The organism is Faecalibacterium prausnitzii, assembly GCF_003287405.1.
GTDB classification, from domain to species: Bacteria; Bacillota; Clostridia; order Oscillospirales; family Ruminococcaceae; genus Faecalibacterium; species Faecalibacterium intestinale.
In genome coordinates this window covers 151,386-174,178 of record NZ_PRLD01000003.1, presented here as the reverse complement: position 1 = coordinate 174,178, position 22,793 = coordinate 151,386, and the positions used below count along the sequence as shown (strand labels likewise).

Here is a 22,793-nt window from a genome sequence, read left to right as displayed (position 1 = left end):
CAAAAAAGACGATAAAAACACAAAATCTTTTACGCATTCCGCGCTGCGCGGTACATTTGCTGCATCGTCTGCGCGTCCTCGGCCTGTGTGCCCGCACTCTCGCAGATGACCACCGGGGTCAGCTGGCGCTGTGCCAGCAGCTCCATCAGGGGCTGGGGCTCCGGGCCGAACTGGGTATCGGCAAAGGTCCAGTGGCGCTTTTCGCCGCCCGCCGAGTATTCAATGCGGGAAAAGTGCACATGGAACTGCCGGGCGCGGTCATCGCCCAGCACCTCGGCCATGCGGTCCAGAATGGCGGCATAGTCCGCCTTGGTCTGGATGCCGCCCAGCGTGCGGGCGTTCAGGTGGCCGAAGTCGATGCAGGGGGTGATGCGGCTGTCCACGCCGCACAGCGCCAGCACCTCGTCCAGCGTGCCCAACTGCCCTACCTTGCCCATGGTCTCCGGGCACAGGGTCATATCCTCAAAGCCAGCCTCGTCCAGCGCAGCCACGGCGCGGCGCATGGTATCCAGCGCCTTTTCCAGCGCCGCCTCCCGGCTCTGCTTGCCGCAGCTGCCGGAGTGGAAGATGATGCGTCTGCCGCCCAGCGCCCGGCACACCGCCGCGCTTTGCAGCAGGTACTGGATGCTGTTCAGCCGCTTGTCCTCTTCCAGACTGGACATACTGATATAATAAGGTGCATGGACGCTGAACAGGATGTCCCGCTCTGCGGCAAGGGCAGCCATGCGGGCGGCCTTATCCAGCCCCAGACGCACCCCGCGCCCGCACTGGTACTCAAAGGCGTTCAGCCCCATTTTGGCGGTGTACTCCGGCACGTCCAAGCTGCTTTTGTAGCCTTGGGCGGCAAAGCTGTCGCTGGTGCCTGCAGTGCCGAACCGGATGTTCCAAGCTTCACTCATAGGGTCTTACCTCCCCGGTCGTAGTACTTCTGCCAGTGTTTCTTTTCCCACTTGCGCTTGAGGATGACCTGTGCGCCCAAGTCCGGCCCGCGGGGGATGACCATCAGCCCGGGGATGCCGTACAGCGCCGCCACCATGCGGTCGGCGTAGAGCTGGTCGCCCACCATGGCCATCTGGCGGTGCTTCACGCCCATGCGGTGCTGCGCCACCATCAGCGCAAAGGGCAGGGGTTTGGCTGCGCGGTACAAGTAGGCAAGCCCCAGCTTTTCAGCAAAGGGGCGCACCCGCTTTTCTGCACCGTTGGAAACGATGGTCAGCTTTACCCCGGCTTTGCGCATGGCGGCAAGCCACGCGGCCACCTCCTCCGGCAGCTCCTGACTGCGGTCTGCGGTCAGGGTGTTGTCGATATCCAGCACCAGAGCCGTGATGCCCTTAGCGGCAAGCCATTCCGGCGTGATATGGGTAACGTCCTTAAAAACATATTCGGGGGTAATGAGCATAAATAGACCCTCTCAGTCTGCCCTGCGCAAAGCAGCTTTAAAATGAAAATAGGGGAACCTGCATAAACAGGCTCCCCTACATCGGCGTTAGCAACGCGTTTAAAATCTAAAGCAACGTGCGATTCCAAGCAAGTGATTACTTGAACTTGCGCTTGCGGGCTGCTTCGGACTTCTTCTTGCGCTTAACAGACGGCTTCTCGTAAGCCTCGCGCTTACGAACCTCTGCGAGCACACCGCTGCGAGCAGTGCTGCGCTTGAAGCGACGCAGTGCGCTTTCCAGCGACTCGCCCTCTTTAACACGAATTTCCGACATCTTATTCCCTCCCTTGGACCGTGAGGCAGGAATTTCGTTGTTACATGGTAACTAACAGTAGACAGTATAGCGCATTTTATCCGGTTCGTCAACCTTTTTTTGAAAGTTTTTACTCAAAACTTTTGAAAGATTTTTGAACAGACGCTGCCGGGTGTTTCCTGCGCTAAATCCGCCTCTGCGGGTGATGATATGTTCACGCTTATTCAGCGGAGCAGCAAAACTCAGCCCTTGGCAGCCAGATTGACCAGACGGCCCTTGACGTAGATTTCCTTGACCAGCTGCTTGCCTTCCAGCGCAGCAGCCACAGCGGGGTCTGCCTTGGCGGCGGCAATGGCGTCCTCGGCGGTGATGTCTGCGGGCACCTTCAGGCGTGCCTTCACCTTGCCGTTCACCTGCACGGCGATCTCCACAGCAGCTTCCACGCACTTGGCTTCCTCGTAGGCAGGCCACGGATAGTAGGCCAGCTGCTCATCGTGGCTGTGACCCAGCTTCTCCCACAGCTCCTCGGTCATGTGGGGAGCGAAGGGGTTCAGCAGCTGCACCAGCGTCTCAAACTCGGCCTTGGTGGCGCCGCCGTTGTCGTACAGGGCGTTGACCAGCGTCATCAGCTGGGCAATGGCGGTGTTCATCTTCAGACCCTCAATATCTGCGCTGACCTTCTTGATGGTCTGGTGCATCAGGGTCTCCATGGCGGGGCGGTAGCCCTCGCCCTCCACCAGCTTGTCGCTCAGTGCCCACACGCGGTCAAGGAAGCGGTTGCAGCCCGCAATGGCAGAGGTCTGCCACGGTGCAGCCTGCTCAAAGTCGCCCATGAACATCTCGTACAGACGCATGGTGTCGGCACCGTACTGATCCACCACCTCGTCGGGGTTGATGACGTTGCCAAGGCTCTTGGACATCTTCACGATGGGATGGCGCGCCATCTCGCCGTACTTCTCTTCCAGTGCCTTCTCGGCGGCCTTCTGGCTGCCGTACTCCTTGAGCAGCTTCTCCTGCTCCTCAGCGGGCAGGTTGACAAAGCTGTGGGGGTTCAGGCCAAGGATCATGCCGTGGGCGGTACGCTTCTGGTAGGGCTCCGCCGTGGGCACCACACCGATATCGTACAGGAACTTATGCCAGAAGCGGCTGTACAGCAGATGCAGGGTGGTGTGCTCCATGCCGCCGTTGTACCAGTCCACCGGAGACCAGTATTCCAGCGCTTCCTTGGAGGCCAGAGCATCCTTGCAGTGGGGGTCCATATAGCGCAGGAAGTACCAGGAGGAACCGGCCCACTGGGGCATGGTGTCGGTCTCGCGGGTAGCGGGGCCGCCGCAGCAGGGGCAGGTGGTCTTGACCCAGTCCTTGTGGCGTGCCAGCGGGGATTCGCCGTCCGGGCCCGGCTCAAAGTCGGTGATGTCCGGCAAAGTCAGCGGCAGGCTGCTCTCGGGCAGGGGCTGCCAGCCGCACTTGTCGCAGTGCACCATGGGGATGGGCTCGCCCCAGTAACGCTGACGGCTGAACACCCAGTCGCGCAGCTTGTAGTTGACCTTATCGCGGCCCTTGCCGTTCTCCTCCAGCCAAGTGATCATCTTCTTTTTGGCATCGACCACGGACAGGCCGTTCAGGAAGCCGGAGTTGACCAGCGTACCGGTAGCCACATCGGTAAAGGCAGCCTCGTCCAGATTGGACGGGGTGCTGCCCTTGACCACCTCGATGATGGGCAGGCCAAACTTCTTGGCAAACTCCCAGTCGCGGGTATCGTGGGCGGGCACAGCCATGATGGCACCGGTGCCGTAGGTGGACAGAACGTAGTCGGAGATGAAGATGGGGATCTCGGTCTCGTTGACCGGGTTGATGCCCATCACACCGTCCAGCTGCACGCCGGTCTTTTCCTTGTTCAGCTCGCTGCGCTCAAAGTCGCTCTTGCGGGCAGCTTCGGCCTGATAAGCCTTGACGGCATCGGCGTTCTTGATGATGCCCTTTTCCAGCCATGTCTTGAGCAGGGCGTGCTCCGGGGAGATGACCATGTAGGTAGCACCGAACAGGGTATCGCAGCGGGTGGTGTACACGGTCAGGGTGTCCCCGGCGGTGGTGCCGAAGTTCACTTCTGCACCGTGGCTGCGGCCGATCCAGTTCTTCTGCTGGGTGGCCACGCGCTCGATGTAATCCAGGCCGTCCAAGCCGTCGATCAGCTTATCGGCATAAGCGGTGATCTTGAGCATCCACTGGCTCTTGACGCGGTGCACCACCTCGCTGCCGCAGCGCTCGCACACGCCGTTGACAACTTCCTCGTTTGCCAGCACGCACTTGCAGCCGGTACACCAGTTGACGTTCATTTCCTTCTTGTAAGCCAGACCGTGCTTGTACAGCTGCAGGAAGATCCACTGGGTCCACTTGTAGTACTCGGGGTCGGTGGTGTTGATCTCGCGATCCCAGTCAAAGGAGAAGCCCAGCGCCTTGAGCTGGCTGCGGAAATGGTCCACATTGCTCTTGGTGACGATGGCGGGGTGGATGTGGTTCTTCATGGCGAAGTTCTCGGTGGGCAGACCGAAGGCATCCCAGCCCATGGGGTACAGCACATTGTAGCCGTTTTTACGGCGCTTGCGGCTTACCACGTCCAGCGCGGTGTAGCTGCGGGGATGGCCGACGTGCAGGCCCGCACCCGAAGGATACGGGAACTCCACAAGGGCATAGAACTTGGGTTTTTTGTGGTCGATCTCAACATGGAAGGTCTTTTCGTCCTCCCACACCTTCTGCCACTTGGCTTCAACAGCCTTGTAATCATACTTCATGTTTGTAATCAGCTCCAGACTTTAACCAAAATACCGTTGCTTGGGGGCGTATGCTTTTAAGGTACTTCCGGTACAAACCCTCTCAGTCAGGGCATTCTCCCTGCCAGCTCCCCCGAGGGGGGAGCTTTTCTGCCAACTTTCCCTATTGCGCCGCAATAACGGAGCGGGTCCTGCCAGAAGCAAACCTTTTTGCCTTAATTATTCAATGCTGCTATCCGGGGTCAGGTACTCCGAGATGTCCACCGGCTCGCCGTCTGCCCACAGGTGCTCCAGATCATAGTAAGCGCGGCTGTTGGGCACAAAGACGTGCACGATGACGTTGGAGTAATCCAGCAGCACCCAGTTCTTGGTGTCGTGACCCTCGGTGCTGTAGGGTTCCAGACCCTTCTGCGAAAGCTCGTACTCCACCTCGTCTGCCAGAGACGCCACCTGTGTGGTGGAGGTACCGGAGGCGATGACGAAATAATCGGTCAGGACGGTCAGGCTTTCCACCTTGAGCACCCGCACATCCTGTGCCTTCTTCTTGTCCAAAATCTTGGCGATCTCAATGGCAAGCGCCTTGCTGTCGTTGAAATTATCCATGTGTTTCTCCCTTCTGTCGGAACATCCCCGCACCCGGTGTGCAGGGCATTGTTTTTGTTGTTACTGTCCGGTGCCCGCTGCCTGACCATCGGTGGTCACAGCGCCGGAAAGGTCGGTATCGCCGCTGAGGATGGCGTCGTCGGATTCCTTATCGATGCGTCCCATATACTGCACGTTGGCATCGGTGGATGCGCTGCCGTGGGGCCACTGGTCGGTGACCATGTGCAGCTCGCTTACCTCCACCGGGCCGGTGTAGGTGCAGAAATACTGGTTGAGCAGGTTTGCGATGGAACCGGCATCCGGCACCACGCAGGAGTAGCCGGCAAAGGAGTCGGTCTTGCCCACGTTGGGCACGCCCATGAACACCGGCGTCTGCGCCAGAATGATATTGGAGCTGTCGATCTTGAGGAAGGACGCCAGCAGCTTTGCGATGGTGGTGATATCCATATCCGTGTGGATATAGTCCTTGAATATCAGCGGCAGCTGGTTCAGGATATCGGTAATGCCCATAGCGCGGGCGCGCTTGAACAGACCTGCGTAGAAGTAGCGCTGCATATTCAAGCGGTCGATATCAGAGTTTGCGTAGCCGTCACCGTGGCGGCAGCGCACAAAGAACTCCGCCGAAGCACCGTCCAGATTGCGGTAGCCTTTCAGCAGCTTGCTGCCGCCGTAGGACATATCCCGGGGGATATACACCTCGATGCCGCCGAAGTTATCCACCATTTCCACCAGCGCCTGCATATCGATGGTAACATAGTAGTCGATGGGCAGGTGGTACTGGTCGTAAATGACATCTGCCAGCGCGGCAATGCTGCCGCCGTTGGAAAGCGCCACCGAGTTGATCTGGTAGTTGGAAACGGCATAGGTCTTGCCGTTGGAAAGGGTAAGCTTGCGGTTCTGGGTGGTCACCAGCGTGTTGCGGGGGATCTGCAGCATCCGCAGCGCACCGCCCTTGATATCAAACTGGCAGTACAGGATCATATCCGTCATGCCGTCGTTGGAGCTGGTGTCGCTGTAAGAGCGTCCCTCTTCAAAGTCGATGCCGCAGACCAGAATGTTGACCACATCGCCCTTGTACTCCTCGGCGGTCTGGATCTCCTCCACGATGGAGGGGGCACTTTCTGCCGGGCGGATGCTGTCCTCCACCTTGTTCACAAGGCTCACACCGTACACCACCACACCGGAGATCACGGCAATCACGCCCATCACGATGGCAAAGGGCAGCCACAACGGGGTCTTTTTCTTTTTTTTGCGGCGGCGCGGTGCATCGTCCCCGCCCAGATCGGGCTGTGCTGCATAGCGGGGCGGCGCGGCGTGCTGCGCCCCGGCAGTGCTGCGGGTGTTCTGCTCCGGGGCAGCCTGCGGGGCACGCGCCGCCTGATCCGGGCGGCTGAGCGAGCGGTCTGTATTGATATGGCGTGGCGTCTGGCTCATGCTTTTATATCCTCCAGCTTTTCACTGCTCTGCAGAGTTTTTTACCTGCAGACCTGTCATATCCTTCAGTATAGCATGGTACGGCAAAATCTGCAATTGTTTTATCCGGGGATGGCCGAAACCATTTTTAATCGGTGCCCGGCTTTTCACCCTTCATTCTGCCCGCTGTGCGCTAAGATATCCTCGTAGGCGGCCTTGCTCTCGGGGTCTAGGGGCTTGCCCTCGGACAGCACAAAGCCGTTGGTCTGCTTGAGCGCCGCCAGCATGGCCGCGTCCAAATCCTTCATTTCCAGCTTGCGCAGCTTTTCCACCCCGGGCCAGTCCCGTTCGGCACTGGTCATATCGGCCAGATACAAGATCTTGTCCAGCTGGGTCATGCCCGCCTTGCCTGCGGTATGGCAGGCGATGGCGCTGAGCACGGCTTCGTCTGTGACGCCCCACTCCGTACGCGCCAGAATGGCGGCGCAGATGCCGTGCCATACCGGCGTGGGGCGTGCTTCGCCGCCCTGCGCATACTGCGGGTATGCCTGCATGATAGCGCGCATCTCGTCCTTGGGCAATTCCTTGGCGGCATCGTGCAAAAGCGCCGCCAGTGCGGCCTGCTCCGGGTCGGTGCCGTAGTGCTTGGCCAGTTTGACGGCCATTTTTTTCACGTTGATGGTATGCTCGTAGCGCTTATCGCTCAAGCGGCCGCGCACAAGTTCCTTTGCCTGTTTCAGCTCCATTTATCTGCTACTTCCTTCTGTGTTCCGGTATAGTCCCTCCCGCCGGATGACGGTGCGCACCGCTTCCGGCAGTTCGGCTTCGCATTCCTCTCCGGCGGCAAGCCGGGCCCGCAGCTGGCTGCTGGCCATAGGCAGCGCCTGCACGGGGGCAAACAGGATGCGTCCGCCCGACGGGTCCAGCTGCTTTGCCTTTGCGTGCAGCGCCGGGGCATCGCCGATATCCCGGCTGGTGACCACCACCCGCGCAATGCGCAGGATATCCTGCCAGCGGTGCCAGCCCTCAAAGCTGAGCAGCATATCGCTGCCAATAGCAAGATACAGTATAGCGCCGGGGTTTTCCCGCGCCAGCATTTCCAGCGTGAGCACGGTATAATTGCGGCTGCCCGCTGCGGCCTGCGCCACCTCCCAGCCGCTTACTTCCAGCGGCGGCATACCCGGCTCCTGCGCCAGTGCCGCAAAGCACCGGCACATTTCCAGCCGCAGCGCACCGGAGGCATTTGTCCCCTCCTTAAAGGGGGAAGTACCTGCCGGCATCACCACGATCTTATCCGGGCGCACGCGGTCTGCCGCTGCACGCAGGTTATTCAGGTGGCCGTTATGGGGCGGGTCAAAGCTGCCGCCATAGAGAAGGATCTTCATCTTACTTCAGCAGGGCAGCGTAGGCGCTGTCCTTTTTCTTCTGCAGATACAGCACGAACTTGGAGCCGATGACCTGCACGCAGTCTGCGCCGGTGGCCTCTGCCAGCTTGGTAGCGGCCTCACGGGCGTTGTACATACTGTTTTCCAGCACCTTGAGCTTGATGAGTTCCCGAGCGTCCAGACAGTCCTTCACGCCCTGGATCAGGGTCTCGTCGATCTCGCCCTTACCCACGATGTAAACGGGGTCCATGGTATTTGCCTTGCCGCGCAGAATGGCGCGCTGTTTGCTTGTCAGCATAGTTTTTCTCCTTTATTTTGAGGTTGATATTTCGGATTTTTCAATTTTACTTTTTCACGGGATGGGGCGTATCTGTCAGCGACCTCGCCCTCTCAGGCGCTTTCGCGCCAGCTCTCCCAAAGGGAGAGCCTCTGGCGAGGAGATAAAGTTTGTGGTTTTGCCAAGGCCTCTCCCTTTGGGAGAGGTGCCGAACAAGGTGAGGCGGAGAGGGCGAGCCATCTTCGGACTTACGATCATTTCAGCTTGATCTCTACTTTTCCAGACACCTGTGCGATAACGCCTTCTTCCGTGACTGCACTCAGAAAGCTGGGCAGCTGCTTTTCCAGCGCTGCCAGCGCGTTGCCGCGGTGGCTGATGGCGTCCTTTTCGTCCGGGGTCAGCTGGGCGTAGCTGCGGTTCTCGGTGTTGGGACGCTTGTCCGTTTTGCCCACACCGCAGTCTGCGGGGATGAACAGCGGGTCGTAGCCAAAGCCGTAGTCGCCGCACAGCCGCGTAAAGGCAATGCTGCCCGGGCACTCGCCCATGCAGGTCAGGTGCCGGCCGTCCGGCAGGATGAAGCACACTGCCGAGACGAACTTTGCGCCCCGCTGCCCGGCAGGCACCGCCTGCATGGCAGCCAAAAGCTTATCGTTGTTGGCTTCATCGTCGCCGTGGTGGCCGCAGTAGCGGGCGCTGTACACGCCGGGTGCGCCGTCCAGCGCATCCACACACAGGCCGGAGTCATCGGCGATGGTGGGCAGGCCGCTGGCCTTGCAGATGGTCTCGGCCTTGATGAGAGCGTTTTCCTCAAAGGTGGTGCCGGTCTCCTCCGGCTCGATGGTGATGCCCAGCTCTTTCTGGCTGACCACCTCATGTCCCTGCGCTTCCAGAATGCGGCGCAGCTCGCGGAGCTTACCGGCGTTGCCGGTGGCTGCACAAATTTTCATTTTCCGCGCCCCCTTAGTGCTTCCATTCCCGGGGGAGCAGCTCTTCCACAAAGCCCTCCGGGGTAAAGGGCAGCAGGTCATCGATGCCCTCGCCCACGCCGATAAAGCGCACCGGCAGGCCCAGACGCTGCTTGACCGCCACAACGCAGCCGCCCTTGGCGGTGCCGTCCAGCTTGGTCAGGATGATGCCGGTGGCATCTGCAGCCTTGCAGAACTCCTTGGCCTGACTGATGGCGTTCTGCCCGGTGATGGCATCCAGCACCAGCAGAGTCTCAAGGCTGGCTTCCGGGCTTGCCTTTTTGACGCTGCGGCTGATCTTGGAAAGCTCTGCCATCAGGTTTGATTTGTTGTGCAGACGGCCTGCGGTGTCCGCAATGACCATATCATAGCCGCGTGCAGTAGCAGACTTGACCGTATCAAAGATGACGGCGGCGGGGTCTGCGCCCTCGCCCGCGCTGACGATGGGCACACCGGCGCGGCTTGCCCAGATCTCCAGCTGCTCGCTGGCAGCAGCGCGGAAGGTGTCGCCGGCAGCCAGCATGACCCGCTTGCCCTGCCGGGTGTAGTAATCAGCCAGCTTTGCAATGCTGGTAGTCTTGCCCACGCCGTTGACGCCGATGACCAGAATGACGGCGGGCTTGCCGTCCAGCGCCATCTCAGCTTCCGGGGTCATCTCCTCGGCAATGATGTCGCGCAGGGCATCTGCGGCCTGTTCGCCGGTTTTCAGCCCCTTGTCGCGCACACGGTCGCGGAGCTTGTCCACCAGATGCACCGCTACCTCGCCGCCTACGTCGGCAAGGATCAGCTTTTCTTCCAGATCATCGTACATCTCATCGTCGATGACGCTGCCGGTCAGGGTATTCATGATGCTGCCCCAGAAGCCGGTGCGGGTCTTTTCCAGACCCGTTTTCATTTTATCTTTTTCTTTTTTTCCAAATCCGAAGAACGCCATAGTGGTCCTCCTATCTATTTTCTGTTTATTTTATATCAGGAAACCAGCGTTGCGTCAACCTGTTCCAGATCCAGCTTGAGCAGTTTGGACACGCCGTCCTCCTGCATGGTAACGCCATACAGCACGTTGGCGGCCTCCATGGTGCCGCGGCGGTGGGTGATGACGATGAACTGGGTCTTGTCGCTGATGCGGCGCAGATACTGGGCAAACCGCACCACGTTGGCATCGTCCAAGGCGGCTTCGATCTCGTCCAGAATGCAGAAGGGCGCGGGGTTCACCGCCAGAATGGCAAAGTAGATGCTGATAGCCACCAGCGCCTGCTCGCCGCCGGAAAGGGCTTCCAGATTTTTGATCACCTTGCCCGGCGGGGCTACCCGGATGCCGATGCCGCAGGCCAGCACATCGCTTTCGTCCTCCAGCACAAGGCTGGCTTCGCCGCCGCCGAACAGCTCGGTGAATACGCGGCTGAAGTTTTCGTTGATGGCGCGGAAGCTGTCGGTAAAGATCTCCCGCATCTGGGCGGAAAGCTTTGCGATCATGCGGCTCAGCTCGTTGCGGCTCTCCTCCACGTCGGTCACCTGACGGGACAGCTCATCGTAACGGGCTTTGACCTCCTTGTATTCCTCGATGGCGCTCACGTTCACGCTGCCAAGGGCGCGGATCTTGCCGCGCAGGTCAGCCACCTGTGCCCGCAGAGCGGTCAGGCTGTCGAACTCCACGCACAGCTCCTCGGCCTGACTGACCGAGAGCTGGTACTCGTCCCACAGCTTTGCCACGGTCTGGTCGTACTCGGTCTCGGCAGCAGCCTTGCGCTCGGCAAGGCGTGCCATCTCCCGGCCCATCTCCTCGCGGCTGTCGGAGGCGGTGCGGGCTTTTGCCAGTGCTTCCGTTTCCTTCTGCTGGCAGACAAGCCGCTTTTCGGTAGCTTCGCGGATGGCCTGCTCCTTTTGGGTAATGGCAGTCTGGCTGTCGGTCTTGGCCTTGCGGATGGCGGCGATCTCGGTGCGGCAGGCTTCGCTGCGGGCAGCAAGGGCGGCAAGGCTTTCTTCCAGCGCGGTGCGGCGGGCAGCGGCGTCCTTGGCACGCTGTTCCAGCGCAGCAATCTGGCTGTAAGCCAGTTCCGCGTCCTTGCGGCGGGTCACCTGTTCCAGCCGCTTGGCGCTGAGCGCCTGTGCCAGCTGGTTCTGCTGGGTCAGAAAACTGTCGCTGCCCTGCGCGATGCGGCTCAGTTCGGCAGTCAGCTGCTCGATCTGCGCCGTCAGCTCTGCCTGCTGCAAGGCAGCGGTATCCGCCTTGGTGCGGCTGTCGTTCAAGGCAGCCTGCAAGGCGTCCATCTGCTGCTGCGCATTCTGCACGGCAGTTTCCAACTGGGCAGCGGCGGCTTCCAGCCGCTTCTGCTCGGCTTCTGCACGCACGCGGTCGTTGGCAGCGGTGATCTGCTCGCTGGCGGTGGCGGTCAGCTCTGCCTGCAAGGCATCTGCCTGTTCTTTGCACTGGTCGGTCTTTTCCTGTGCGGCAATGCAGTCCTTTTGCAGCTTCGCCGCCTTCAGGCGCAGCTCCTCCATCTCCTGCTTGCGGGTGAACAGACCGGCGCTGCGCTGCACGCTGCCGCCGGTAAAGCTGCCACCTGCATTGATCACCTGTCCGTCCATGGTGACCACCTTGTTGTGGTAACCGTTGTCCCGCGCCACACGGGAGGCTTCGTTGATATCCTCCACCACGATGATGCGCCCCAGCAGGTTCGAGACGATATTCTCGTACCGGGGGTCGGCCTGCACCAGTGCAGAGGCCAGCCGTGCCGTGCCGGACAGCCGTCCTCGGAACGCGCCGGGCTGCACGGTATCCAGCGGCAGAAAGGTGGCGCGGCCTGCATGGTCGTTGCGCAGCAGGGCGATAGCGGCTTTCGCGGCGGCTTCGTTTTCCACTACGATGTTCTGCAGCGCGCCGCCCAGCGCGGTCTCGATGGCAACCTCGCACCCGGACTCCACTTTCAGGATGGTGGACACCGGCCCCAGAACGCCCCGCAGGCGGCGGGCTCCGGCGGCGCGCATGACCGCACGCACCGAGTTCTGGTAGCCATCCATGTTCTTTTCCAGCTCCCGCAGCACCGAAAGGCGCTGCCGGGCGGCATCCAGTTCCCTGCCCAGCCGCTGCTCGGCGGCATCGGCTTCGTCCAGCGCGGCCTTGCGGCTGCGCAGCTTGAGCTCCAGACCGGAGCGGATGTTGCCCAGCTGCTTTTCGTTTTCCTCCAGCGTCTGGCGGTACTTTACGGTATCAGCCAGATCCTGCTTGGTCTCTTCCAGCTGTGCGGCGGCATCCCGGGCGCTCTGTTCCAGCGCGGGCAGACGCTGCCGGGCGGTATCTCCGGCGGCTTCGGCGGCTGCCTGTGCCACCTGTGCTTCGGTGCGCTTTGCAGTGCAGTCGGCAAGCTCTGTCCGCAGACTGTCCTTGCGGGCACCGCTGGCGGTACTGGCATCTGCCAGCCGGGCAAGCTCGGTGTTCAGCGCTTCGATCTCTGCCGCAAGCTTTTCGCCCGCCGCCTCCATGGTCTTTGCCACGGCACGGTGGCGCTGCAACGCGGCATCCGCTTCGGCAGTATCCTGCTGCCCGGCGGCGATCTCCTGCTGCAGGGAAGCCGCACTCTCGTCGTTGCGCAGAATATCGTTTTCCAGCACGGCGATGCGGCTTTCGGAGCCGCTGATCTGCTGGGTGATGCTGCGGATATCCCCATTCAGGCGCTCGACGGCAACCGTCAGCTGCTGTGCCTGCATACGGATCTCCTCAGCCTCCTGTTCGGCGGCCTTGGTCTCCCGGTCAAAACGCTCGTAGTCGGTCTGGGCGGTCTCGTAGTCCCGCACCTGCTGGCGCACGGCTTCCCGGGCACGGTGCACCCCGTCGGTCCACAGAGTCACTTCCAGCGTTTTGCGCTGGGCGCTCAGTTCCAGAAACTTCTGTGCCTTGGCGCTTTCTTTTTCCAGCGGGCCAACCCGGCTTTCCAGCTCGCCAAGGATATCCCGCAGGCGCTCCAGATTCTCGCCCGCCGCAGCCAGACGGCGCTCGGCTTCGGTCTTGCGGTAGCGGTACTTGGCAATGCCGCAGGCTTCCTCAAAGATCTCGCGGCGCTCACTGCTTTTTGCTGCCACGATCTCCGCAATGCGTCCCTGCCCGATGACCGAATAGCCGTCCCTGCCGATGCCGGTATCCAGCAGCAGCTCGTACACGTCCCGCAGACGGCATACCTGCCCGTTGATGGTGTACTCGCTGTCGCCGGAGCGGTAATATTTGCGGCCGATGGTCACCTCGTCCGCGTCCACATCCAGCGTGTGGGCGGTGTTGTCCAGCGTCAGCCGCACCTGCGCAAAGCCCATAGGGCTGCGCTTGCGGGTGCCGCCGAAGATGACGTCCTCCATCTTGCCGGCAGCGCGCAGCTGGCGGGAGCTGGTCTCGCCCAGCACCCAGCGCACTGCGTCCGAAAGGTTGGACTTGCCGGAGCCGTTGGGCCCCACCACGCCGGTAACGCCGGTATCAAAGCTGATCTTTACTTTATCGGGAAAACTTTTAAAGCCCTGGATCTCCAGTTCCTTGAATACCATTTACTTTTCCTTTATCACGCCCAGCAGCTTGAGCGCTTCCTTGGCGGCGCACTGCTCGGCGGCCTTTTTGCTGCGTCCCTCGCCCCGCGCCACACGGTCGGAGTTAAAGCGCACCGCCACCACAAAGTGCTTGTCGTGATCCGGGCCGGACTCGCTTTCTACCACATAGCTCAGGCGCTCTTCCGGGTTCTGCTGCACGATCTCCTGCAAACGGGTCTTGTAGTCCGCTTCGGCGTGCTTGCCCTCGGTGATGAAGGGCAGAATGAACTTGCGCGCTACCTCCATGCCGCCGTCCAGATACAAGGCGGCAATAACGGCCTCGAAGGCGTCCGACACCACGCTGGGGCGGGTGCGGCCGCCGCAGCGCTCCTCGCCGCGGCCAAGGCGCAGATACTCGCCAAGGTCGATCTCCTGTGCGAACTGGAACAGCGCACCCTCGCTGACAAGGCTGGCGCGGATGCGGGTCAGATCGCCCTCCGGGCGGTCGGCGTAGGCGTGGAACAGGTAGTCTGCGGATACGATCTGCAATACGCTGTCGCCCAGAAACTCCAGCCGCTCGTTATGCTTGACCGGGGTGCGGCTCTCGTTGGCGTAGCTGGTGTGGGTAAGCGCGGTCTCCAGCAGCTCCGGATTTTTGAATTTGTAACCGATGATAGTTTCCAACTGATGGCTCATGGTCGTTTTTACTCCCTTTTATTCCTCAGTTTTCTGTGCTGCGGCCAGCTCGTCCAGTGCGGACTGCATGGTGCCGCACAGATCGTTCTCCACGCAGATCTTTGCCTGCCGGATGGCGTTTTTGATGCCCTTTGCCTTGGAGGAGCCGTGTGCCTTGATGACCGGCTGCTTTGCGCCAAGGAAGGGTGCGCCGCCGTATTCCTCGCTGTCCATCTGGTGCTTCAGGTCAGTAACGCCGCCCTTGAGCAGCAGATACGCCAGCTTGCCGCCAAGGTTTGCGAGGAACATTTGTTTTAACATTCCCAGCAGCATCTTAGCCACGCCCTCGGTCAGCTTGAGGATGACATTGCCGGTAAAGCCGTCGCAGACCACCACGTCCACCTCGCCGTTGGGCACATCCCGGGGCTCGATATTGCCCACAAAGCGGATGCCCGGGGTAGTCTTGAGCAGCTGGTGGGCGTCCCGCAGCACGGGGGTGCCCTTGCTCTCCTCGGCGCCGTTGTTGGCAAGCGCCACGCTGGGGCTCTTGCGGCCCTCCACCTTGTTCACATAGCAGCTGCCCATGACCGCAAAAGCGGCCAGCATCTCCGGGCGGCACTCCACGTTGGCACCGCAGTCCAGCAGCAGATAAGCCTGCTGCTTTGCGGGCACCATGGTAGCCAGTGCCGGGCGCTTGACGCCCCGCAGAGTGCGCACGATAAGGCTTGCGCCAACGTGCAGCGCACCGGTGCTGCCGGCAGAGACAAAGGCATCGCCTTTGCCCTCCTTGAGCAGGTTCAGACCCACCACGATGGAGGAATCCTTCTTCTGGCGGATGGCGCGGGCGGGTTCGTCGCACATCTCGATGGTCTCGGTGCAGTTTACCAGCTCAATGCCGTCCAGCGGAATGTTGTGCTCGGCGGCGGTCTTGCGCACCAGCGCCTCGTTACCCACGCCGATCAGCTGCACGCCGTACTCCTTGACGGCCTGTGCAGCGCCTTCCAGAACAGCCAGCGGGGCGTTGTCGCCGCCCATCATGTCCACAATGATCTTCATACCTGTTTTCTCCTTTCAGGTGGTTTGCCTTACAGAGCAGTTTCCTCCAGCCAGTGCTGGAAGCTGGCAACAGCGCGCTCGGCCTGTGCCATGTAACGCAGCCGCTTGTCCCGGGGACGGGTCTCGGCGGGCAGCGGCGGCAGAATGCCCATGTTTGCGCCCATGGGCTGGAAGTTCTTGTTCTCGGTGGTCAGATACTGCACCAGCGCGCCGCACATGGTATCGGCGGGCGGCGGGGGCAGCTGTTTGCCCTCCAGGCGGGCGTAGAGATTGCGTGCTGCCAGCAGACCGCAGGCGGCGCTTTCCATATAGCCCTCAAAACCGGTGATCTGCCCGGCAAAAAACACGTTGGGGTGCGCTTTCAGGCACAGTTGGGCGCTGAGCACCCGGGGCGCATCCAGAAAGGTGTTGCGGTGCATCACGCCGTAGCGCACAAACTCCGCATTTTCCAGCCCGGGGATCATGCTGAACACCCGCTTCTGCTCACCCCACTTGAGGTTTGTCTGGAAGCCCACGATGTTATACAGGGTGCGCTCCTTATTTTCTGCGCGCAGCTGCACGTTTGCCCAAGGACGGTGGCCGGTGTTCGGGTCTACCAGACCCACCGGACGCAGCGGGCCGAACCGCATGGTGTCGGCACCCCGGGCAGCCATGATCTCAATGGGCATACAGCCCTCGTACACGGTGACGGTATCGGCCTTTTTGCCGTGGGCGTCCGGGTCTGGCTTTGCGCTCTGCTCGGCACCGGTGTCAAAATCGTGCAAAGGGGCACGCTCCGCAGCAGCAAGCGCGGCGTGGAAAGCCTCGTACTCTGCCTTGTTGAAGGGGCAGTTCAGGTAGTCGGCTTCGCCCCGGTCGTAGCGGGAAGCGGCAAACACCTTGCCGTAGTCCAGACTTTCGGCGGTGACGATGGGCGCAACGGCATCATAGAAGTGCAGCCGCTCGTCCCCGGTCAGGCGTCCGATCTCATCGGCCAGTGCACCGTCGGTCAGGGGGCCGGTGGCCACCAGAATGGGAGCGCTCTCGTTGATGGTTTCCACCTGTTCCCGATGGACGGTGATATTTTCACACTGCTCCACCATGCGGGTAACGGCGGCGCTGAAGGCATCGCGATCCACCGCCAGCGCACCGCCGGCAGCCACGCGGGTCTCCTCGGCGGCGGTCAGCAGCCGGCTGCCCATGCGGCGCATCTCTTCCTTCAGCAGACCGGAGGCAGAGTCCAGCCGCTCAGCCTTCAGGCTGTTGGAGCAGATCAGCTCCGCAAAGCCCTCACTTTTGTGGGCGGGAGAAAAGTGGACGGGCTTCTGCTCGTACAGCTCTACCTGCACGCCCTTGCCCGCCAGCCAGAGAGCCGCTTCGCAGCCCGCCAGACCCGCGCCCAGAATGGTTACTTTGTATTCGTTCATTTAGTCTTTCCTTTGGGTTTTAGAAAATCGTCGAATTTATGTTGCAGTTTTGCTCTAGCAGGCTCGCCCTCTCCGTCTGCTCACTTTGTTCGCATCCACCTCTCCCAAAGGGAGAGGCCTTGGCAAAGAGATGAACTTTGCGTGGATTGCCAAGGGCTCCCACTTTGAGGGCCGACGTCCCCCGGCCGGGGGAAGATGTCGCGCAGCGACAAAAGGGGGAATCTGGCAAAGCCGACAGGCTTTGACTGAGAGGGCGAGGATGCTGACCATGTGCGTCATCCTCGGTTTTTGTCAGTCCTTTTTGGGCACCGGCATCTCAAAGCCGCAGCCCTCCTTGGCACAGTACAGCTTGCCGCCCTTGCGGAACAGGGTGCTGCCGCACTTTTCGCACTTGGTAGCCACCGGCATATCCCATGTCATAAAATCGCAGTCCGGGTAACGCTCGCAGCCGTAGTAGATACGCCCCTTGGAGCTCTTGCGTTCCAGCAGACGTCCCTTGCCGCACTTGGGGCAGATGCCGCCGGTATCCTTGACAAGGCGCTTGGTGCCCCGGCACTCCGGGAAGCCGCTGCAAGCGAGGAACTTGCCGTACTTGCCCACCTTGATGACCATAGGGCGTCCGCACAGATCGCACACCTCGCTGGAGGGCTCGTCCGGCACCTTGACCTTTTTGCCCTCCATGTTCTTTTCAGCCTGTTCCAAACTGGCTTCAAAGCCCTGATAGAAGTCATCCACGGTCTTGCGCCAGTCGGCCTTGCCGCTTTCCACCTTATCCAGATTCTTCTCCATCTGGGCGGAGAAATCCACGTCCACGATGTGAGGGAACTGTTCCAGCATCAACCCGTCCACAGCCCGGCCCAGCAGGGTGGGCTTGAGCTTTTTCTGGTCGCGCTCCACATAGCCGCGGTCGATGATGGTGGTAATGATGGGCGCATAGGTGGAGGGACGGCCGATGCCGTTTTCTTCCAGCGCCTTGATGAGGGTAGCTTCGGTATAGCGGGCGGGCGGCTGGGTGAACTTCTGCTCGCTCTTCAACTCCCGCAGCTTGAGCACCTGTCCCTGCTCCAGCGGGGGGAGGTTCGTTTCCTTCTTTTCCTTTTCGTCGGTGGCTTCCTCGTACAGGGCGGTAAAGCCGTCAAAGGTCACGGTGTAGCCGCTGGCCTTGAAGTGGTAATCCGCCGCGCTGACGGTGACCGACACGGTGTCCTGCTGGCAGTCTGCCATCTGGCTGGCCATAAAGCGGCTCCAGATCATGCGGTACAGCTTTGCGGTGTCGCCGCTGATGCTCTTGTCCACCTCGTCCGGGGTCAGGGAGGGCACAGAGGGACGGATGGCTTCGTGGGCGTCCTGTGCTGCCGTGGCGCTCTTGGTCTTCCATGTGCGCTTATAGGGGCAGATATATGCCTCGCCGTAAGCACCGGCGATATACTCCTTGGCGGCGGCCACAGCCTCGTCCGAGATACGCAGACTGTCGGTACGCATATAGGTGATCAGACCCATCATGCCGTGCCCGGCAATGTCCACGCCTTCGTACAACGTCTGGGCGGCACGCATAGTGCGGGTGGCCGTAAAGCCCAAGCGGCGGGATGCCTCCTGCTGCAGGGTACTGGTGATAAAGGCCGGGGTGGGCTGCTTTGCGCGCTTGCCGCGCTTGAGCTCGCTCACCACATAGCTTGCGCCCTCCAAACCCTTCTCGATGGCGCGTGCTTCAGTCTCGCTTTTGGGCAGCAGCTTTTTGCCGTTGGCGTCCGTGGCAAGGCGTGCCACAAAACTCTTGTGCCCGGCACCTAAGGTGGCGTCCACGTTCCAGTATTCATCGGGCTTGAAGTTTTCGATCTCCTTTTCCCGGTCGTCGATCAGCCGCACCGCCACGCTCTGCACACGGCCTGCGGACAGACCGCGGCGCACCTTGCGCCACAGAAACGGACTGAGCTTGTAGCCCACCAGACGATCCAGCACGCGGCGTGCCTGCTGGGCGTTGAACAGATCTTCATCAATGGCACGGGGATGGGACATACCCTCCTTCACGCCTTTTTTGGTGATCTCGTCAAAGGTGACGCGGTTGGGCTCGTGGGGGTCCAGCCCCAGAATGTTTGCCAGATGCCAGCTGATGGCTTCGCCCTCGCGGTCCGGGTCGGTCGCCAGCAGCACGCCGTCGGCGTGTTTGGCCTTGCTCTTCAGCTCTTTGATGAGCTTTTCCTTGCCCTTGATGCTGATGTATTGCGGGGTATAGCCATGCTCCACATCGATGCCCAGCTGAGATGCGGGCAGATCGCGGATATGGCCCATGCTGGCGGTGACCTCGTAGTCATCGCCCAGATATTTGCCGATGGTTTTCGCCTTTGCAGGCGACTCCACGATAACCAGTTTCGCCATTTCTTCTTTTCTCCTCTATCTGCAACGTGCGCCCAAAGGGATGCACGGTCATTTGCTCATATTATTGTACCACAGCTGTTGTGTGCTTTACCAGCGGAAATATTCCACAATTTTACCGCAGCACATACCGCTGCCCGGGCTGCTTGTACACCCGGCCGGTGAGTTCCAGCTTCATCAGGGTGCCCAGCAGTGCGGACATGGGCAGGCCGGTGCTCACGCACAGCTCCTCGATACCCACAGGCTTTGGTCCGATGCCCGCCAGCACTCGGCGCTCGGTATCGCTCAGGGGTGCAGGCTGCTTTGCAGCCGCCGGTGCTGCCTGCCGGGTGTGCAGGCCCAGCGCCGCCAGCAGGTCGGCGGCACCGGCCACGGCCCGGGCGCGTCCGTCCCGCAGCAGGCCGTTTGTGCCCGCCGAGTTGGGGGAGTAGATGCTGCCCGGCACCGCGTACACCGGCTTGCCGTAGCGCTCGGCGTGGGCAACGGTGGACATGGTGCCGCTTTTTTCCCGCGCTTCCACCACCAGTACCGCCGAGGAAAGCGCCGCGATAAGCCGGTTGCGCTGCAAAAAGCAGGTAGGACCAATATATTCACTGTATGGCGGGTACTCGCTGATGACGCAGCCCTTTTGCTCGATCTTCTGCCGCAGAGCGGCATTGGCTGCCGGATAGGTACGGTCGATGGGTACGCCCATCACCGCGATGGTGGGGCAGTCGTTCATCACCGCCGCCCGGTGTCCGGCGCTGTCCAGCCCATCGGCCAGACCGCTGACGATAATGGCTCCGTTTTTTGCCAGTTCCCCGCCGATATCCGCCGCCGCGTTCAGGCCGTATTCCGTGGGCTTGCGGCTGCCCACGATGCCTACCGCCCCGGGCTCGTTGAGCCAGCGGGGGTCGCCGGTGCAGTAGAGCACCAGCGGCATATCCGGGATGCGGGAAAACGCCAGCGGGTAGTCCGGGTCGTCAAAAGGCAGAATGCGCACCCGCAGGGCATCGCACTGCATCACCAGCGTGTGGAAGCTTTCTGCATCCAGCTGTGCTGCCCGCTTAAAGGCCGTATCCCCTGCCGCCTGCCGGAACTCCTCGGTCTCCTGCGCTTCCCACGCCTCCTGTGCGCCGCCAAAGGCGTCCAGCACCTTTCCGGCGTGGAGACTGGCAGGCCCCAGCACCTGCGACAGCCACAGCCAGCACAGCAGCGGGTCGGGTGCAGGCTCCGGCGGGAACAGGCTGGTCTGCCCGGTCACAAGCTCTCCTCCCGGAAGTGCCACAGCAGGATGCTGCCCGCGATGCCGGCGTTCAGGCTTTCCACCCGGTCGGTCATGGGGATGCGCACCGTGCTGTTACAGGCGGCGATGGTCTCATCGGTCAGGCCCTGCCCCTCGCTGCCGATGACCACGCAGACGCCGCCGGGATACCCGGCCTTTGCCGCGCTGAGCGGCTGGGACTGGTACAGCGCCGCCGCAAGGCAGGTGATGCCTTTTTCCCGCAGCAGGGCAATGGCCTGCGGCATGGCACCGGTCTCAATGACCGGGATGCGCACCGCCGCGCCCATGGAAGCGCGCAGGGTCTTGGGGGCGTAGACGCCGGCGCAGCCCTCGCTGAGGATGACGCCGTCAAAGCCAAAGGCGGCAGCGCTGCGCAGCAAGGTACCCACGTTGCCGGGGTCCTGCACCCGTTCCAGCGCCAGATACCGCCCGCCGGGGCGCACCTCTTCCAAGGTGTGCACCGGGGTGCGGAACACCCCGAACACACCCTGATGGGTGCCCACGTCTGCCAGCTTGTCCGCCACATGATCCTCTACCAGATAATGCTCGCCCGGCAAAGCGGCAAGCTCCGGGCACTTTTCCAGCGCATTTTCGGTATAAAACAGGGTCTCCAGCTCTGCGCCCCGGCAAAGCTCCGGGCACAGCTTGCGCCCTTCGGCCAGAAAGCGCCCCTCGGTGCGGCGGAATGCTGCGCTGGAAGCAAGGCGGCAGGCATATTTTACTTTTGCGTTTTCCCGGCTGGTGATCTTTTCGTCCATGCGTTCCTCCTGAACAGGTGTGTCTGCTTTTGCTTTATCGCAAGTCAAGAAATCAATGCGGTATCCAAACAGCATATTTGCGATATGCAATTCAACGCTGTTGCCGTCGCATTATAAAGTTGAATTGCTATGGATACAATAGAAAAAGGGCAGCGTCTGCCGCAGGTTTCTGCGGCAGGGCGCTGCCCCGTTGCCTTGTTTCCCTGGCCGCAAAAAATGCCCGGATACAAAACGGACGCCCGCGTATACGCGCGGGCGTCACGATGCAAGGTCTTTATCAGGCGTTCTTCACGGTCTCGACCAGAGCGGCAAAGCTCTGAGGATCGTTGATGGCCATCTCGGACAGCATCTTGCGGTTCAGCTCGATGCCTGCCTTCTTCAGGCCAGCCATAAAGGTGGAGTAGTTCATACCCAGAGGACGAACTGCGTTGTTGATGCGGCAGATCCACAGGTTGCGGAACTGACGCTTCTTCATGCGGCGGCCAGCCAGAGCGTAGTTGCCGCTCTTCATGACCTGCTGCTTGGCCATCTTAAAGTGCTTGCTCTTGCAGCCGTAGAAGCCCTTGGCCAGCTTCAGCATCTTCTTACGACGTTTGTGGGTCATGGTTGCGCCTTTGATACGTGCCATTTTTTATATCTCCTTTAGTATCTCGTAGAAAGTTTTGTGTACCTGCGGCTCGCTCTTAGGCGTAGGGCAGCATGCTCTTGATGGTAGCAGCGTTGGTCTTATCAACGTAGCTGGGCTGACGGTAGCCACGGGTCAGCTTGGTGGTCTTCTTGGTCAGGATGTGGCTGCGGAATGCATGACCGCGCTTGATCTTGCCGTTCTTGGTCAGCTTAAAGCGCTTCTTAGCGCCGGAGTGCGTCTTCAGTTTCATCTTAGCCATTTTAGTTTCCTCCTAAAATTAGTCCTTATTGGGTTTCGGGATCAGCAGAATGGACATCGTGCGGCCCTCGAGCACGGGCGGCTTATCGGTGGATGCCTGAGGCAGCGCCTCGGCAAACCGCTTCAGCACGTCTGCGCCCAAAGCACTGTGCGCCATTTCGCGGCCGCGGAAACGGATCGAAACCTTTACCTTGTGTCCGGCTGCCAGAAACTTGGCAGTCTGGTTGAGCTTGGTGTTGAAGTCGTTGGTGTCAATATTGAGCGAAAGGCGGGTCTCCTTGACCTCGACAACCTTCTGGTTCTTCTTGGCTTCCTTCTCCTTCTTCTGCTGTTCAAAACGGTATTTGCCGTAGTCCAGCACCTTGCACACAGGCGGCACAGCCTGCGGTGCGATCTTTACCAGATCGAGCCCGGCTTCTTCTGCAGCGCGCATGGCCACCTGAATGGACACAACGCCCTTCTGCTCGCCGTCAGCACCGATCAGGCGAACCTCACGATCACGGATCTGGCCGTTGATCTCCAGTTCCTTCGACTTTCCAGCGGTAGCGATAATGAATGCACCTCCAAACAAAATCCATAGTGTTGCAATATTTGGCATAGAAAACGCGGCCGCCCATATTCTGGACAGCCGCGCGAAATTTCACACAAAGCCGCAGCATTCTCAAAGGAATAAGCTGCTGTTTCGGGTATAGCCCGGGGACGTTTTCCCGCAAGGCGAGCGCGGCACAGGCCGTAGCTGCTTTCTTTACTCGGCTATTTTACCA

The 22,793-nt window shown here is 60.8% G+C and carries 21 protein-coding genes; all 21 read right to left on the bottom strand.

Features of this window, described 5'->3' with window-relative positions:
- Positions 1–29: 29 nt before the first annotated feature.
- Positions 30–899, bottom strand: coding sequence for a TIM barrel protein (locus C4N24_RS04475; protein ID WP_112090470.1), 870 nt, complete (start codon positions 897–899; stop codon positions 30–32).
- Positions 896–1,399, bottom strand: coding sequence for a YqeG family HAD IIIA-type phosphatase (locus tag C4N24_RS04470; protein WP_005928274.1), 504 nt, complete (start codon positions 1,397–1,399; stop codon positions 896–898). Before C4N24_RS04470 ends, C4N24_RS04475 begins: the two co-directional genes overlap by 4 nt.
- A gap of 136 nt (positions 1,400–1,535) precedes the next feature.
- Entirely contained in the window at positions 1,536–1,712 is a 177-nt protein-coding gene (rpsU, locus tag C4N24_RS04465) for a 30S ribosomal protein S21 (RefSeq protein ID WP_005928271.1), read from the bottom strand.
- A 221-nt stretch (positions 1,713–1,933) separates the two neighbouring features.
- The gene (gene leuS, locus C4N24_RS04460) at positions 1,934–4,483 is read right to left on the bottom strand and encodes a leucine--tRNA ligase (protein WP_097782370.1); all 2,550 of its coding nucleotides are present in this window, start codon (positions 4,481–4,483) and stop codon (positions 1,934–1,936) included.
- 198 nt (positions 4,484–4,681) lie between these two features.
- Positions 4,682–5,065: a ribosome silencing factor gene (gene rsfS / locus C4N24_RS04455; protein ID WP_015536738.1), complete on the bottom strand. Its 384-nt coding sequence runs from the start codon at positions 5,063–5,065 to the stop codon at positions 4,682–4,684.
- Between the two features lie 60 nt (positions 5,066–5,125).
- On the bottom strand, positions 5,126–6,499 hold the full coding sequence (locus tag C4N24_RS04450) for an LCP family protein (protein WP_242963085.1): 1,374 nt from the start codon (positions 6,497–6,499) through the stop codon (positions 5,126–5,128).
- Between the two features lie 146 nt (positions 6,500–6,645).
- Positions 6,646–7,224 (bottom strand): bis(5'-nucleosyl)-tetraphosphatase (symmetrical) YqeK, encoded by a 579-nt coding sequence (yqeK, locus tag C4N24_RS04445; protein ID WP_112090469.1) that lies wholly within the window; start codon positions 7,222–7,224, stop codon positions 6,646–6,648.
- Positions 7,225–7,863 carry a nicotinate (nicotinamide) nucleotide adenylyltransferase gene (nadD, locus tag C4N24_RS04440; RefSeq protein ID WP_112090468.1) on the bottom strand — a complete coding sequence of 213 codons (639 nt, stop codon included), beginning with the start codon at positions 7,861–7,863 and terminating at the stop codon, positions 7,225–7,227.
- Position 7,864: 1 nt separating this feature from the next.
- The gene (locus C4N24_RS04435) at positions 7,865–8,161 is read right to left on the bottom strand and encodes a YhbY family RNA-binding protein (RefSeq protein WP_097778714.1); all 297 of its coding nucleotides are present in this window, start codon (positions 8,159–8,161) and stop codon (positions 7,865–7,867) included.
- A 233-nt stretch (positions 8,162–8,394) separates the two neighbouring features.
- The gene (rdgB, locus tag C4N24_RS04430; protein WP_242983178.1) at positions 8,395–9,087 is read right to left on the bottom strand and encodes an RdgB/HAM1 family non-canonical purine NTP pyrophosphatase; all 693 of its coding nucleotides are present in this window, start codon (positions 9,085–9,087) and stop codon (positions 8,395–8,397) included.
- Between the two features lie 13 nt (positions 9,088–9,100).
- Complete coding sequence (gene ftsY, locus C4N24_RS04425) at positions 9,101–10,039, bottom strand: signal recognition particle-docking protein FtsY (protein ID WP_112090467.1); 939 nt, start codon at positions 10,037–10,039, stop codon at positions 9,101–9,103.
- A gap of 35 nt (positions 10,040–10,074) precedes the next feature.
- On the bottom strand, positions 10,075–13,632 hold the full coding sequence (gene smc, locus C4N24_RS04420; RefSeq protein ID WP_112090466.1) for a chromosome segregation protein SMC: 3,558 nt from the start codon (positions 13,630–13,632) through the stop codon (positions 10,075–10,077).
- Complete coding sequence (gene rnc, locus C4N24_RS04415; protein WP_055185866.1) at positions 13,633–14,307, bottom strand: ribonuclease III; 675 nt, start codon at positions 14,305–14,307, stop codon at positions 13,633–13,635.
- An 18-nt stretch (positions 14,308–14,325) separates the two neighbouring features.
- Positions 14,326–15,342: a phosphate acyltransferase PlsX gene (gene plsX / locus C4N24_RS04410; RefSeq protein ID WP_112090465.1), complete on the bottom strand. Its 1,017-nt coding sequence runs from the start codon at positions 15,340–15,342 to the stop codon at positions 14,326–14,328.
- Positions 15,343–15,371: 29 nt separating this feature from the next.
- On the bottom strand, positions 15,372–16,748 hold the full coding sequence (gene trmFO, locus C4N24_RS04405; RefSeq protein WP_112090464.1) for a methylenetetrahydrofolate--tRNA-(uracil(54)-C(5))-methyltransferase (FADH(2)-oxidizing) TrmFO: 1,377 nt from the start codon (positions 16,746–16,748) through the stop codon (positions 15,372–15,374).
- 291 nt (positions 16,749–17,039) lie between these two features.
- Positions 17,040–19,124 (bottom strand): type I DNA topoisomerase, encoded by a 2,085-nt coding sequence (gene topA, locus C4N24_RS04400; RefSeq protein ID WP_112090463.1) that lies wholly within the window; start codon positions 19,122–19,124, stop codon positions 17,040–17,042.
- Between the two features lie 112 nt (positions 19,125–19,236).
- Complete coding sequence (gene dprA / locus C4N24_RS04395) at positions 19,237–20,364, bottom strand: DNA-processing protein DprA (RefSeq protein ID WP_112090462.1); 1,128 nt, start codon at positions 20,362–20,364, stop codon at positions 19,237–19,239.
- Positions 20,361–21,143, bottom strand: a complete 783-nt coding sequence (locus tag C4N24_RS04390; RefSeq protein ID WP_112090461.1) for a TrmH family RNA methyltransferase — start codon at positions 21,141–21,143, stop codon at positions 20,361–20,363. The genes dprA and C4N24_RS04390 overlap by 4 nt, the downstream gene beginning before the upstream one ends.
- Positions 21,144–21,420: 277 nt before the next feature.
- On the bottom strand, positions 21,421–21,771 hold the full coding sequence (gene rplT / locus C4N24_RS04385) for a 50S ribosomal protein L20 (RefSeq protein ID WP_005935552.1): 351 nt from the start codon (positions 21,769–21,771) through the stop codon (positions 21,421–21,423).
- Between the two features lie 55 nt (positions 21,772–21,826).
- The gene (rpmI, locus tag C4N24_RS04380) at positions 21,827–22,030 is read right to left on the bottom strand and encodes a 50S ribosomal protein L35 (protein WP_005928215.1); all 204 of its coding nucleotides are present in this window, start codon (positions 22,028–22,030) and stop codon (positions 21,827–21,829) included.
- Between the two features lie 18 nt (positions 22,031–22,048).
- Positions 22,049–22,627, bottom strand: a complete 579-nt coding sequence (gene infC, locus C4N24_RS04375) for a translation initiation factor IF-3 (protein WP_055185860.1) — start codon at positions 22,625–22,627, stop codon at positions 22,049–22,051.
- Positions 22,628–22,793 lie beyond the last annotated feature (166 nt).